Annotated in this window: 13 protein-coding genes; 6 read left to right on the top strand and 7 right to left on the bottom strand. The window is 69.7% G+C overall.

The window, feature by feature from the left end:
- Positions 1 to 28 precede the first annotated feature (28 nt).
- Both OQF71_RS14580 and ilvD read left to right on the top strand, forming a co-directional pair.
- Positions 29 to 799: a response regulator gene (locus tag OQF71_RS14580; RefSeq protein WP_280586179.1), complete on the top strand. Its 771-nt coding sequence runs from the start codon at positions 29 to 31 to the stop codon at positions 797 to 799.
- A 217-nt stretch (positions 800 to 1,016) separates the two neighbouring features.
- Positions 1,017 to 2,810 (top strand): dihydroxy-acid dehydratase, encoded by a 1,794-nt coding sequence (gene ilvD, locus OQF71_RS04895; protein WP_280586178.1) that lies wholly within the window; start codon positions 1,017 to 1,019, stop codon positions 2,808 to 2,810.
- Between the two features lie 55 nt (positions 2,811 to 2,865).
- Here ilvD and arsM read toward each other — a convergent pair whose 3' ends face one another.
- From arsM to OQF71_RS04880, 3 genes are all read right to left on the bottom strand, one after another.
- The gene (gene arsM / locus OQF71_RS04890; protein ID WP_280586177.1) at positions 2,866 to 3,732 is read right to left on the bottom strand and encodes an arsenite methyltransferase; all 867 of its coding nucleotides are present in this window, start codon (positions 3,730 to 3,732) and stop codon (positions 2,866 to 2,868) included.
- Complete coding sequence (locus tag OQF71_RS04885; RefSeq protein WP_280586176.1) at positions 3,729 to 4,151, bottom strand: metalloregulator ArsR/SmtB family transcription factor; 423 nt, start codon at positions 4,149 to 4,151, stop codon at positions 3,729 to 3,731. Before OQF71_RS04885 ends, arsM begins: the two co-directional genes overlap by 4 nt.
- Before the next feature lie 131 nt (positions 4,152 to 4,282).
- Complete coding sequence (locus OQF71_RS04880) at positions 4,283 to 4,534, bottom strand: hypothetical protein (protein WP_280586175.1); 252 nt, start codon at positions 4,532 to 4,534, stop codon at positions 4,283 to 4,285.
- 177 nt (positions 4,535 to 4,711) lie between these two features.
- Here OQF71_RS04880 and OQF71_RS04875 point away from each other — a divergent pair, with 177 nt between their 5' ends.
- On the top strand, positions 4,712 to 5,257 hold the full coding sequence (locus OQF71_RS04875; protein ID WP_280586174.1) for an NYN domain-containing protein: 546 nt from the start codon (positions 4,712 to 4,714) through the stop codon (positions 5,255 to 5,257).
- A gap of 40 nt (positions 5,258 to 5,297) precedes the next feature.
- On the opposite strand, the gene OQF71_RS04870 is transcribed toward OQF71_RS04875, so the two are convergent.
- Positions 5,298 to 5,954: a S26 family signal peptidase gene (locus tag OQF71_RS04870; protein WP_280586173.1), complete on the bottom strand. Its 657-nt coding sequence runs from the start codon at positions 5,952 to 5,954 to the stop codon at positions 5,298 to 5,300.
- A gap of 146 nt (positions 5,955 to 6,100) precedes the next feature.
- Here OQF71_RS04870 and gcvT point away from each other — a divergent pair, with 146 nt between their 5' ends.
- A complete protein-coding gene (gene gcvT, locus OQF71_RS04865; protein WP_280586172.1) occupies positions 6,101 to 7,282 on the top strand; it encodes a glycine cleavage system aminomethyltransferase GcvT in 1,182 nt (393 codons plus the stop codon).
- A gap of 34 nt (positions 7,283 to 7,316) precedes the next feature.
- Here the strand turns inward: gcvT and OQF71_RS04860 are convergent, their stop codons facing one another.
- Entirely contained in the window at positions 7,317 to 8,045 is a 729-nt protein-coding gene (locus OQF71_RS04860) for a hypothetical protein (protein WP_280586171.1), read from the bottom strand.
- Positions 8,046 to 8,157: 112 nt separating this feature from the next.
- Here OQF71_RS04860 and fdhF point away from each other — a divergent pair, with 112 nt between their 5' ends.
- Positions 8,158 to 10,287: a formate dehydrogenase subunit alpha gene (gene fdhF, locus OQF71_RS04855; protein ID WP_280586169.1), complete on the top strand. Its 2,130-nt coding sequence runs from the start codon at positions 8,158 to 8,160 to the stop codon at positions 10,285 to 10,287.
- 78 nt (positions 10,288 to 10,365) lie between these two features.
- Positions 10,366 to 12,087 carry a formate--tetrahydrofolate ligase gene (locus OQF71_RS04850; RefSeq protein ID WP_280586168.1) on the top strand — a complete coding sequence of 574 codons (1,722 nt, stop codon included), beginning with the start codon at positions 10,366 to 10,368 and terminating at the stop codon, positions 12,085 to 12,087.
- Between the two features lie 37 nt (positions 12,088 to 12,124).
- Here OQF71_RS04850 and moaC read toward each other — a convergent pair whose 3' ends face one another.
- Together moaC and OQF71_RS04840 are read right to left on the bottom strand one after the other, a co-directional pair.
- On the bottom strand, positions 12,125 to 12,682 hold the full coding sequence (gene moaC / locus OQF71_RS04845; protein WP_280586167.1) for a cyclic pyranopterin monophosphate synthase MoaC: 558 nt from the start codon (positions 12,680 to 12,682) through the stop codon (positions 12,125 to 12,127).
- Positions 12,675 to 13,759, bottom strand: a 1,085-nt coding sequence (locus tag OQF71_RS04840) for an NAD(P)H-hydrate dehydratase (RefSeq protein ID WP_280586166.1), incomplete at its 5' end; no start/stop codon positions are given. The genes OQF71_RS04840 and moaC, both read right to left, overlap by 8 nt.

The following is a 13,759-nucleotide window of genomic DNA, read 5'->3' as shown; positions in this document are numbered from 1 at the left end:
CGGTAATTACGATTAATTTGGGTAGAGCGTGACCAACGAATCCATCGATATACTCCACGTCGACGACAACACGAAATTTGCCAACGTCACTGAGACATTTCTCAACGAAGTCGATGACCGGTTCAGGATACATTCCGAAACCGACCCAACGGCAGGCTTTGAGTACCTGCTTGCCAACGATGTCGATTGTGTCGTCTCCGACCAGGATATGCCGGGATCGACCGGTATCGAGTTCCTCGAAAAGGTTCGTGAAGAGTATCCTGACCTTCCGTTTATTCTCTACACTGGAAGGGGAAGCGAGGAGGTTGCGAGTGAGGCGATTAGGGTGGGTGTTACGGATTATCTTCAGAAGGGTAGCGGGAATGATAACTATGAACTGCTGGCTAATCGCGTGGCAAATGCCGTCGAACAGGCAAGAACCCGACGGGAGGCTGAGCGGACCCGGACGCAGATGCGTGCGATTGTGGAGAACACCAACGATGCGGTCGTCATCGTTGATACGACCTCGACCATCCAGTACGCCAATCCAGCGGTCGAATCGGCTGTTGGCTACGCCCCAGACGAACTCGTCGGAGAGTCACTGACGCTGCTGATGCCGACCCGTCTGGAAAAACCCCACGTGCAGGCGCTCAATAGGTATCTTGAGACCGGCGAGAAAAGTTTCGATTGGGAGTCTGTCGACTTGGTCGCGTTGCACCGGGACGGGCGAGAAGTGCCGATCTCGATATCGTTTAGCGAGTTCGAACAAGCCGGTGAACGGCGGTTCATCGGCGTCTTCAGTGTCACTTCGTCAGAGTGAGGAGCACCGATCCCAGTTGAGACGTACCCCGTCGGTCAGCTCGGGGGACTGTTGTTGACTGGCTCGAACGGAACGACGATATGCATTTTCGGCTCTGCTGAAATCCTCAGAGAGTGACGTGTTCGCCGATAACCCGCTCGGACCGAACCCGTTCGCCTCACCGAGCAACCCTCGCCCCGTTGCGGCCGTTTAAGACCCCCGAGCGACAGGGACGGGTATGAGCGAACAGCAGCCACGATCCGACGAGGGGGAGTCCCCTCGTCGACGGGAGGGCGACGCGGACCGGTTCGCGGGCGAGAAGGACGAGGACCTGCGGAGCAGAGACGTGACCGAAGGCGCGGCGCGCGCGCCCCACCGCTCGATGTTCCGAGCGATGGGGTTCGACGACGAGGACCTCTCATCGCCGATCGTGGGCGTGCCGAATCCCGCCGCCGACATCACGCCGTGTAACGTCCACCTCGACGACGTCGCCGACGCGGCGATCGACGGGATCGACGCGGCCGGCGGGATGCCGATCGAGTTCGGGACGATCACCATCTCGGACGCCATCTCGATGGGGACCGAGGGCATGAAGGCGAGCCTCATCTCCCGGGAGGTCATCGCCGACTCGGTCGAACTGGTCTCGTTCGGCGAGCGCATGGACGCGCTCGTGACGGTCGGCGGCTGTGACAAGAACCTCCCCGGTATGCTGATGGCGTCGATCCGCACCGACCTGCCGAGCGTCTTCCTCTACGGCGGCTCGATCATGCCCGGGCAACACGAGGGGCGCGACGTGACCATCGTCCAGGTGTTCGAAGGCGTCGGCGCCTACGCCGAAGGCGACATGAGCGGCGAGGAGCTCGACGAGCTGGAGCGTCACGCCTGTCCCGGCGCGGGCTCCTGCGGCGGGATGTTCACCGCCAACACAATGGCCTCCATCTCCGAGGCGCTCGGGATGGCGCCGCTCGGCTCGGCCTCCGCGCCCGCCGAGGATAGAGAGCGCTACGAGGTGGCGGAACGCGCCGGCGAGCTCGTCTTGGACTGCATCCAGAACGACCGTCGTCCTTCCGACATCCTCTCGCGAGAGTCGTTCGAGAACGCGATCGCACTTCAGACCGCCATCGGCGGCTCGACGAACGGCGTCCTCCACCTGCTCGCGCTGGCCGCCGAGGCCGACGTCGACCTCTCGATCGAGGACTTCGACGAGATCTCGCGGCGCACGCCGAAGATCGCCGACCTCCAGCCCGGCGGGAGCCGCGTGATGAACGACCTCCACGAGGTCGGCGGCGTGCCGGTCGTGCTCCGCCGCCTTCTGGAGGCCGATCTCCTCCACGGCGACGCGATGACGGTTACGGGTCGCACCCTCGCCGAGGAGATCGCGGAACTGGAAGAGAGCGGCGCGCTCCCGGAGGACTCGACGATCGAGGCCGACTTCCTCTACACCGTCGACGAGCCGAAGGAGGCGGAGGGCGCCATCAAGATTCTCGACGGCAACCTCGCGCCCGACGGCTCCGTGCTGAAGGTGACCGGCGACGACGAGTTCTACCACGAGGGGCCCGCTCGCGTCTTCGAGAACGAGGAGGACGCGATGGAGTACGTCCAGTCGGGCGCGGTCGACTCCGGCGACGTGATCGTGATCCGAAACGAGGGGCCAACCGGCGGCCCGGGGATGCGCGAGATGCTCGGCGTCACCGCCGCCGTCGTCGGCGCGGGCCACGAGGACGACGTGGCGCTCCTCACCGACGGGCGCTTCTCCGGCGCGACCCGCGGCCCGATGATCGGCCACGTCGCCCCCGAGGCGGCCGAGGGCGGCCCGATCGGCCTCATCGAGGACGACGATCACGTCACCGTCGACATCCCCGAGCGCGACCTCAGCGTCGACCTCTCAGACGATGAACTGGCCGAGCGCCGCGAGGCGTGGGAGCCGCCGGCCCTGCAGTACGAGGGCGGTATCCTCGCGAAGTACGCTCGCGACTTCGCCTCCGCGGCCGACGGCGCCGTGACGAATCCCCGCCTGACCGACGACTTCTGAGGGCCGGCGGGGCGGAGTTCGACCTCGTATTGCCTCGCGAGCGACCGTCGGTCGGTCACCGCGGTTTTCGCGCCTCGATCGCGGCCGAGACGACGTACTCGCTCGGGTCGCGGTCGGCGTCCCAGTCTCGGATGAACGACTCGCTCTCGGCTTTCGGATCGATCGCGACCTCGGTGAATCCCGCGTCTGCGAGCGCTGACTCGGTCTCGTCGATGGTCGCGGCGCCGGCGACGCAGGCCGAGACCGACGACGGGTCGAGCCGCACGTCGTCGGGGAACGGCGCCGTCTGGACCACGTCGGAGACCGCGAGCCGTCCGCCCGGACGGAGGACGCGGAACGCCTCGCGGAACACCTGCGGCTTCCGCGGCGAGAGGTTGATCACGCAGTTCGAGATGACGACGTCGACGGTCGCGTCCGCGACCGGCAGGTGCTCGATCTCGCCGAGCCGGAACTCGACGTCCTCGGCGTCGTTCTTCGCGACGTTCTCGCGGGCGCGTTCGACCATCTCCGGCGTCATATCGACGCCGATAACCCGCCCGTCCGGTGCCACCTCGCGGGCCGCGAGGAAGCAGTCGAAGCCGGCCCCGGACCCCAGGTCGAGAACGGTCTCGCCGGCGTCGAGGGCCGCGATCGCGGTCGGGTTGCCGCAGCCGAGCCCGAGGTTCGCGCCCTCGGCGACCGCGTCGACGTCGGCCGGGTCGTAGCCGAGGCGAAGCGACGCTCCGTCCGGGTCGACTGCGTCGCTTTCGTCGCCCTCACAGCACTCAGTGGACCCGCCGGATCCGGCGTCACAACAGCCGGCGTCCGACTCGGGCGCGCTCGCGGCGATCCCGCCGTACCGCTCCCGAACGACGCGCCGCTGCTCGGCCGGGTCGATCGCGTCGCCGCTCGGGTCGCCGCCCGCCTCCTCCCGATCGCTCACGATCGCCCCCCCGATCCGCCGTCGGCGTTCGGTCGCGTCCCGTCGAGGACCGAGAGCAGTCGCTCGGCCCGGGGTGTTGCGTCGTAGTATCGCCAGCGACCCTCCTTGCGGCGCGTGAGCAGGTCGGCGTCGTGCAGCCGGGAGAGCGCCTGACTGATCGCCCCTTGGCTCACGTCGAGTGCGGGCTCGACCTCACAGCCACAGACGCCGCCGTCAGCGGCCGCGACGAGACGAAGCGTCTCGTAGCGCGTCCGGTTGCCGACCGTCGCGAGCGTCTCGACGTCGAACTCGAGGTCCCGATCCGAGAGCGCGTGCGCAACGCCCCCGCAGCACCCCTCTTCCGTCGCAGTTGTACTAGCGGACTCGACCGAATCGGTCGCTGCCTCTCCGGAACGCCCGTCCGTCGGCTGCGCATCCATAGTAGTATCTGCTAATATAAGCGTATACTAATATAGTTACCGCTGTCGACCTGCCCGCAGCCCCTCGACGGTGCGACGAGAGAAGCGACGGCCGATGACGGACCGGCAGGGGGACGACCGACTGATGTGAACTACTGTTCGGTCCCGCCGTCGGTGTGTGCGGTCCGGACGGACTCCGCGCGCCAGACGTTGCTGCGGCGACCGGCGCGCGACAGCTCCATCTTTACCACCGACCCGACCGGCAGGTCGGCCACCTCCTCGCGGGCGTCGTCGTCGGCGTAGTCGACGACGTGGTACGTCTCGTTGCGTGGATGTGCACGAAGTGTGGTGCATTCGTGATCGTTCTGTTCGGAAATGACGGTGTAGGTGTCGTAGTTCGACATCTTAACTCGCTATTCTTGGACATACTATTTCAATTCTCTGTATATTCACTACGGTCGTCGATCAGGTGGTAAAACGGATATAAGGTGTATAACGCCGCGGGCGACCGGGGGGAACGGTGCGGTCGGCGGTCGTCTCGGACCAGCACGCATATTTCCGCCCGCCGCCGACCCCGACACATGGAATCCAGTCGGGAGGACGAGGAGCCGGTCGGCGTGGCGCTGTTCGTCGACGGGCCGAACGTGTTGCGCGAGGAGTTCGACGTCGACCTCGACGACGTGCGACGGGCGGCCGAGGCCGAGGGGCCGCTCGTCACCACGCGGCTCTACCTCGACGAGCACGCGACGCCGGGGCTGATCCAGGCCGCGGAGGCGCGGGGGTTCGAGGTCGTGATCACGAGCGGCGACGTCGACGTGAAGCTCGCGGTCGACGCCGCCCGGTTCGCGGCCGAGGGACGGATGTCGGTCCTCGCGATCGCCTCCCGCGACACGGACTTCAAACCCGTCGTCGAGACGGCGAACGGCTACGGGATCCGAACTCTCGCGATCGCGCCCGGCGAGTTCGGGCGGTCCGACGCCCTCCGCAACGCCTCGAACGACTCGGTGACCCTCGACGAGGCCGGTAACGAAGACGAACGGACGGGCGGGAGAGACGACGAGAGCGTCGAAGAAGGCCTCGACGCGGGGACCGAATCGGACGCGGCCGCCGGCTCGCGGTCGGAGTGAGGCGTCGCGTGGGCGGTCGCTTCCCGCGCCGCGGTCAGTCCTACGGCTCGTCGCGCGAGCGCCCGATTCGCCCGATCAGGACGGCGCCGAAGCCGCCCACGATCGCCGCGGTGCCGCCGACGCCGACGGCGGTGGGAAGGAGCCCGAGCCGAGTGATGGCGGCGTCGACACCGATCCGGAACCAGCCGAGATTCGGAACCGAACCCAGCGCCTTGGCGGTGATCCACTCCTCGCGGACGATCGGAGCGATCCCGGCGCTCTGGTCATACTCCCCGTTCGCGTCCCCGTAGGTGACGAATCCGGCGTGCGGCGCGGGACAGGCCTCGATGGCGTCGCAGTCGCCGTCGAGCAGCGCGGGGTCGGCGCGGTCGGTCCAGTCTTCGCCGGCGCTGACGCGGAACGCGAGCCGGTGCAGGATCGGCCGTCGCTGCGCGTCCGGCAGGTTGAACACCACCACGTCGCCCGTGCCGCCGAGCCGCGTCGGCGCGCCCGACTCCGCGTGCCCGACCAGCCCGCCCCACGGGAACCGCTCCGTCGACGTGACGACCACGAGGTCGCCGCGCTCGACGGTCGGCTCCATGCTCCCGCTCTCGACGGCGACGAACGGGGGCCACGCGCCCGCGGCCGCCGCGACGACGAGCGCCACGAGCAGGACCGCGGCGGCGGGCGCGAGGAGTCCGGAGACGTTCCGCTTCACGTGGGTCAGGGAGGGAGGAAGCGGCTTGAGCCTGTCGGCGCCACCGACGCGTTCCGGTGTCGGACGCGCCCCGATAGCCGACCCGTTCCGGCGCCGAGACCGCCCCGATGGCAAGACCTTAGGCGCGTCCCGGCCACCGTTCCGCCATGACCGACCGGCTTCCACCCCTCCACGAGACCCACGAGGCGCGCGGCGCGAAATTCACCGACTTCGGCGGCTGGCAGATGCCGGTCGAGTTCGACTCGATCCGCGATGAGCACGCCGCGGTCCGGGAGTCGCTCGGCGTCTTCGACGTCTCGCACATGGGCGAGATCGAGGTGTCCGGCCCGGACGCGACGACGCTGATGAACCGACTGACGACCAACGACGTGGCGGCGCTCGACCCGGGCGACTCGCAGTACGCGGCGATCACGAACGAGGAGGGCGTCATGCTCGACGACACCGTCGTCTACCGGCTCACCGACGGGACCGGGGCCGGGTCCGGCGCCGACGCGCTCGCCGGCATGGACCGCGACCTCGACGCCGCCGGCGGCGACCCCGCCTACCTCTTCGTCCCGAACGCGGGCCACGACGAGCGGATGACCGACCGGTGGACCGACTACCGCGACGACGGGGGGCTCGACGCGACCGTCGCCAACGCCACCGACGACTGGGCCATGCTCGCGGTGCAGGGTCCCGACGCCGCCGACGCGGTCGACGACGCCACCCCCGCGGACCGCGTCGTCGGTCTCTCGAAGTTCGAGGCGACGGTCGCGGCGGTCGCGGGCGTCGACGCGTGGGTCGCCCGCACCGGGTACACCGGCGAGGACGGCTTCGAGATCATGTGTCCGGCCGAATCGGTCGGCGACGTCTGGTCGACGTTCGTCGGCGACGGGGGAGCCGGGGCGGCCGCACAGCCGTGCGGGCTCGGCGCGCGCGACACCCTCCGGACGGAGATGGGGTACCTCCTCTCGGGACAGGACTTCGACCCCGACGACGAGCCCCGAACCCCCTACGAGGCGCGGATCGGCTTCGTCGTGAAGCTGGACACCGAGTTCGTCGGCCGCGACGCGCTGGAACGGCAGCACGAGGCGGGGGTCGACGAGCGGTTCGTCGGCGTCCGCCTGCTCGAACGCGGCGTCCCTCGCGGCGGCTACGCCGTGACCGACGGCGACCTCACTCGGGTGGGCCGCCTCACCTCCGGGACGATGAGCCCGACGCTCGATCAGCCGATCGGGCTCGGCTACCTCCACGAACACTACGTCGAGCCCGGCACCGAGGTGAGCGTCGTCGTGCGCGGCGACGAGAAGCGCGCCGAGGTCGTCGTCCCGCCGTTCCTCGACCGGTAGGTCACAGAGTCACCGACCGCCCTCTCGCCGCAGTTCACTCCCCGTCGAACTCCTCGGCGTACACGCGCTGGAGCACCATGTACAGGTGCCAGCTATCGACGTCGATCCGGTCCGATACCGTCCGGACCGCGTCGAGATAGCGATCGTAGGCCGCGGCCGTCATCGGGTCGGGATACCCCGCGTCGAGGTCGGTGAGCGCGGCGACGACTCGCCACTCTCGGTCGCCGACGACGAGGAAGCGGTCAGGATCGAGGAACCACAACAGCGCGGAGGCGACCGCGACGTCGACGCCCGGGAGGTCGGTGAGCGCGTCGATGGCCCGGTGGTGGGCGGGCGCCGAGGGGTCGGGATCCGCGTCGCGCTCGGCGTCGAGGCCCGCGTCGCGCTCGGCGTCGAGGCCCGTGTCGCGCTCGTCGTCGAGGCTCGCGTCGCGCTCGGCGTCCGGTCTCTCCTCGGCTTCTCGCTCCGCCTCGTCTAGCGCGTCGATCGCGTCCCACAGCGCTCCCCGTAACTCGCGGGGCTCCGCGTCCTCGACGGCCTCCTCGACCGCCCGGCGCTCGTCGTGGTCGATCGCCGCCACGCGCCGCCTGAAGTACCATCGGATCACCCACTCGACGTCGCGCCGCCCGTAGTCGCCGGCGCGGAACGCGTCCCCGAGCGACCCGATCGCCTCCGCCTCGACCGGGTGGAACGGGGCCGTCTCGCGGTACGTCTCGACGTGGTCGTCCACGCGTGCCGCGACGTCGGCGAGAGTCGAATCCATACCGTGGAAACGTGTGCGGCCGACAAAACGGTTCGGCGGCCGGAACCACCGACACACTCATGCGGGAGGCATCACAAACCGTGACATATGATCGCACATCGGGGTGGAAGCCATGTCCGCTGACGGCGACGAGGCGACGAAGACCATCTGCCCGTACTGCGGCGTCGGGTGCGGGATCAAGGTACGGCAAGGGGATGATCCCGGCGACGTGAACTTCATGCCGTGGGGCGAGGCGCCGGTCAACGAGGGGCGCGTCTGCATCAAGGGCGGCGCGGCGACGCAGGTCGTCGACCACGAGGACCGACTCACGGAGCCGTTAATAAAGGAAGACGGCGAGTTCCGCGAAGCGACGTGGGAGGAGGCCTACTCGCGGATCGTCTCGGAGATGGAGGAGATACGCGACGACCACGGCCCCGACGCGATGGGGTTCTTCGGCTCCTCGAAGACGATGAACGAGGAGAACTACCTCCTTCAGAAGCTCGCGCGCCGGTACGGAACCAACAACGTCGACAACTGCACGCGGATGTGCCACGCCTCGACGGTGTGGGCGCTCCGGACCAGCCTCGGCGCCGGCGCGATGACGAACAGCATGGAGGACTTAGAGGAGTCGGCGGACGTCTTCTGGATCGAGGGGTCGAACCCGGGCGAGCAGCACCCGATCGCCAACAGCCAGTACTTCCGGCAGGCCGTCTTGGAGGGCGCGACCGTCATCCAGGTCGACCCGCACGCCAACAAGACCACCCGGTCGTTCGAGATCGGGGAGACCGACCGGCACATGCACCTCCAGCTCAACCCCGGCGCCGACATCCCGCTGCTCAACGTCGTCTTGAAGACGATCCTCGAACGCCACGAGGCGGAGCCGGACGCGGGCTGGATCGACGAGGAGTTCATCGACGAGCGCACCGAGGGGTTCGAGCATTTAACAGAGACCCTCGCGGAGTTCGACAAGGCGGCGGCCGCCGAGGAGGCGGGCGTCCCCCTCGAAGACATCGAGCTCGCCGCCGAGAAGTACGCGATGGCGAACAACGCCGCCATCTTCACCGGGATGGGGATGAGCCAGCACACCTGCGGCGTCGACAACGTGCAGAACGAGATCAACCTCGCGCTGATAACGGGGAACCTCGGTCGACCCGGCACCGGCGTCAACCCCCTCCGCGGGCAGAACAACGTCCAGGGGACCAGCGACGTGGGCGCGATGCCGAACGTGCTCCCGGGGTACCAGCTCGTCGACGACGACGAGGTCCGCGAGTCGGTCGAGGAGGTCTGGGGGTTCGAGGTGCCCGCGGAGCCCGGCCTCACCAACGTCGAGATCTCTCACGAGGCGGGCCGCTCGGTGAAGGGGCTGTACGTGATGGGCGAGAACCCCGTGATGAGCGAGCCCGACGGCAACGAGGTCGAAGAGCGCCTGAAGTCGCTGGACTTCATGGTCGCACAGGACATCTTCATGACGGAGACCGCCAAGTTCGCCGACGTCGTCCTCCCGGCGACGACGTGGGCCGAGCGCGGCGGCACCGTCACCAACACCGACCGCCGCGTCCAGCGGATGCGCGGGGTCGAGAAGGTCCACGAGAACACCAAACACGACCTCGACATCCTGATGGAGGTCGGCAGCCGCCTCTTCGGAGAGACGGAGTTCCGCTTCGACGACGTGGAGGCCGTCTTCGAGGAGCTCCGAGAGGTGTGCCCGATCTACCACGGGATGACCTACGACGGGCTCGGCGAGGAGGGGCTCCACTGGCCCTGCTACGAGGAGGGCGACGAGGGCGACCAGTTCCTCTACGAGGACTCCTTCGACACGGAAAACGGCCTCGGGCAGATCGAGGGCGTCCGCCACCAGCCGCCGGCCGAGGTGCCCGACGAGGAGTACCCGCTGATCCTCACCACGGCGCGGCTGGAGGAGCACTACAACACGGGGACGATGAGCCGGCGCTCGCCGACGCTCTCGCGGCAGCAGCCGGAGAACTTCGTCGACGTCCACCCGAACGACGCCGCGGAGTACGGGATCGAGGACGGCGACACGGTCAAGCTCAGCTCGCGCCGCGGCGAGATCGAGGTGAAAGCGCAGGTGACCGAGGACATCAAGGAGGGCGTCGTCTGGACGACGCCGCACTTCGCTGCCGCCTCCGCGAACCGCCTCACGAACGACGTGCTCGACGAGCGGGCGAAGATCCCCGAGTACAAGGCCGCGGCAGCGGACATCGCGGTGACGGTTTCGGACGACGGCGAGCCGGCCGACGACTGACGGCGGCGGCCCAGACCGGTTTTTTACCTTCCGAGAACGCCTCCAACACTGATTACCGCCCCGGGAGGAGGTCTCGGTATGGCGCACTCAGACCCGGCGGCCGACGGACCTGACGCACCGGAATCCGATCTCGCGGTCGCGCGCGCCGCGGACCCGCGGCCGATCGAAGCGGTCGCGGCCGATCTCGGGCTTCGCCCCGCTGACATCGAACCGCGCGGCGACGGGGTCGCGAAGCTCGCGCTCGACGCGGTGCGCTCGGCGACCGCGGACGCCGACGCCGCCGAGGGGACGACGGTGCTCGTCACCGGGATGACCCCGACGCCGAAGGGCGAGGGCAAGACCGTGACGACGGTGGGTATCGGCCAGGCGCTCGCGGGACTGGGGGAGTCCGCGGCGGTCGCGGTCAGAGAGCCCTCGCTCGGGCCCGTCTTCGGTATCAAGGGCGGCGCCGCGGGCGGCGGGTACTCGCAGGTCCTCCCGATGGAGGCGATCAACCTCCACTTCACCGGCGACATCCACGCGCTCACGGCCGCGCACGACCTGATCTCCGCGGCGCTCGACAACCATATCCACCAGGGGAACGACGAGGAAGTCGACGTGCGCCGCGTCGATTGGCCCCGCGCGCTCGACGTCAACGACCGCGCGCTCCGCGAGACCGTCGTGGGACTCGGCGGCCCCGCCCGCGGCGTCCCGCGGGAAGACGAGTTCGTCATCACGGCCGCCTCGGAGCTGATGGCCGTCCTCGGGCTCGCGGAGGACCTCGCTGACCTGAAAGACCGGATCGGACGGATCGTGCTCGCCGAAGACGCCGACGGGGACCCGGTCACCCCGGACGATCTCGGCGTCACGGGGGCCGCGGCGGCGCTCCTCCGCGACGCGTTCCGCCCGAACCTCGTCCAGACCGTCGAGGGCGTCCCCGCCTTAGTTCACGGCGGCCCCTTCGCCAACATCGCGCACGGGACCAACGCGCTCGCGGCCGACCGGGTCGGCGCCTCGCTCGCCGACTACCTCGTCACCGAGGCCGGCTTCGGCGCGGACCTCGGTGCCGAGAAGTTCGCGCACATCGTCGCCCGCGAGGGGATCGTCCCAAATGTCGCCGTCGTCGTCGCGACGGTCCGCGGGACCAAGCGGCACGGGCTGGAGATGTGGCCGACCGACTTCGACGCGCTGGCCGCGACCGACCCCGACGCGGTCCGGGCCGGCGTCGACAACGTGAAACGCCACGTCGGTGTCGTGGAGTCCATGGGGATCCCAGCGGTCGTCGCGATCAACGTCTTTCCGGACGACGCGGAGTCGGATCTCGCGGCCTTGGAGTCGACGCTGGCCGACGCGGGGATCGCCGTCGCCCGCTCGACCGCCTACCGCGACGGCGGCGAGGGGGCGACCGCCCTCGCGGAGCTGGTCCGCGAGCACGCCGGAACCGGCGAGTTCGCGCCGCTGTACGACCTCGACGCCACGATCCGAGAGAAGATCGAGACCGTCGCCCGCGAGGTGTACGGCGCCGACGGCGTGGAGTACGTCGACGGCGCCGCCGCCGACATCGACCGCGTCGAAGCGTGGGGGTACGGCGACCTCCCAGTCTGCGTCTCGAAGACGCCGTACTCCTTCTCGGACGACGCCTCGCTGACGGGCGTGCCGGAGGAGTGGACGCTCACCGTGCGCGAGGTGTCGCCGTCGGCGGGCGCCGGCTTCGTCGTCGTCAAGACCGCCGACGTGATGACGATGCCCGGGCTGCCCGCCGAGCCGGCCGCCGAGGACATCGACGTGGACGCAGACGGGAACGTGAGCGGGCTGTTCTGAGCCCGCGGGCGCGCCCGTCGCCCGCCGCTCCGGGGGCTCAGTCGCCGCCGTCGAGCGCCCGCTTCTCCTTCTCGACGACCTCGACGCCGGAGATTCCGGTGTCCGGGTACTGCCCGTCGCCGTCCTTCTCGGCGGCTTTCACCATGTCCCAGACGACGTTGAGGCCGGTCGTGACGCCCTCCAACGCCTCCATCTCGCAGCCGGTCTTCCCGGTCGTCTCGACGGCGACGGTCAGCTCGATCCGGTCGCCGGCGACCGCGAAGTCGGTGTCGACGTTCGTGATCGGGATCTGGTGGCACATCGGGATCGTCTCCCACGTGTGTTTGACGGCCTGTACCGCGCCGACCCGCGCGGTCGCGAGCACGTCCCCCTTCCCGACCTCGTCCGCCTCGACCGCCGCGATCGTCGACGGCGTCAGCCGGATCTCGCCGCGCGCGACCGCGCGCCGGCTCGTGTCCGGTTTCGCGCCGACGTCGACCATCCGGACCTCGCCGGACGCGTCGGTGTGGGTCAGCTCGTCGGTGGGGGCGGCGGCGTCGGCCCCCGTCTCGTCGGCCGCCGCGCGCTCCGTCTCCGCATCGCGCTCGTCACTCATCACGCATCGCCTCGGGAAGCCGGTCGGGTAAGTCCGTCGCCACGAGGCCGTTCCCGTTGGCGTCTGCCGCCGCGTCGCCGGCCAGCCCGTTGACGTACGCGCCCACCGCGGCCGCCCGAAACGGGTCGGTCACGGCCGCCAGCGCGCCGACCACCCCCGCGAGCACGTCGCCGGTCCCGCCGACGGTCATCCCCGGGTTCCCCGTGCGATTCAGCCGGACCGCGTCGCCGTCGCTGACCACGTCGACGGCGCCCTTCACGAGCAGGACGTGGCCGATCTCGTCCGCGAACGACCGAACGAGCGCCGCCCGCTCGTCCGGGTCTTCGGCCGTCTCGCCGCCCATTCCGACCAGTTCGCCCTGGTGCGGCGTGCAGATCAGCGTCGCGTCGGTGTCGGTCTCGGGGACGATCCGCAGCGCGTCGGCGTCGACGACCGCGCACCCGTCGTATTCGGAGAGGAATTCGCGGACGAACTCGCCCGCGCCGTCGCCGCCGCCGAGCCCCGGGCCGAGCACGACGACGTCGTTGCCGGCGGCGAGCTCCGCGACCCGATCGACGTGGGCGGGACCGATTCGATCGCCCGGGAGCCCGCGAACGATCAGGTCCGCCGAGTACCCCTGTACCGTCCCGGCGACCGTCTCCGGACAGGCGACGCGGACGAGGTCGGCGCCGGCCCGGAGGGCCGATCGGGCCGAAAGCGACGGCGCGCCGGTGTACGGGCCGCCGCCGACGACGAGCACCTCGCCGTTCTCCCCCTTGTGCGAGTCCGAGTCGCGGCCGAGCGCGAGCAGGTCGCCGGGACCGGTGTACCGCTCCGCGGCCGCCGGGATCCCGATGTCCGCGACCGTCACCGCGGCGTCGAGCGCCCCGAGCCCCGGCTTCTCGTCGTGGAAGGTGACGATCCGGTCGGCCTCGACGCGCGGGACCGCCTCCGCGCGGCCCTCGGCGGCGTCGGCGCTCCCGGTCGGCTCGCCCGTGTCGGCGTCGATCCCGGAGGGGACGTCGACGGCGACGACGACGGCGTCGCTCTCGTTCGCGAGCCGCGCCGCCGTCCGCTCCGGCACCCGGCGCGCGCCCG

Source organism: Halorubrum sp. Boch-26 (assembly GCF_029889805.1).
Taxonomy (GTDB): Archaea; Halobacteriota; Halobacteria; order Halobacteriales; family Haloferacaceae; genus Halorubrum.
This window is presented reverse-complemented; position numbering and strand designations above follow the sequence as displayed.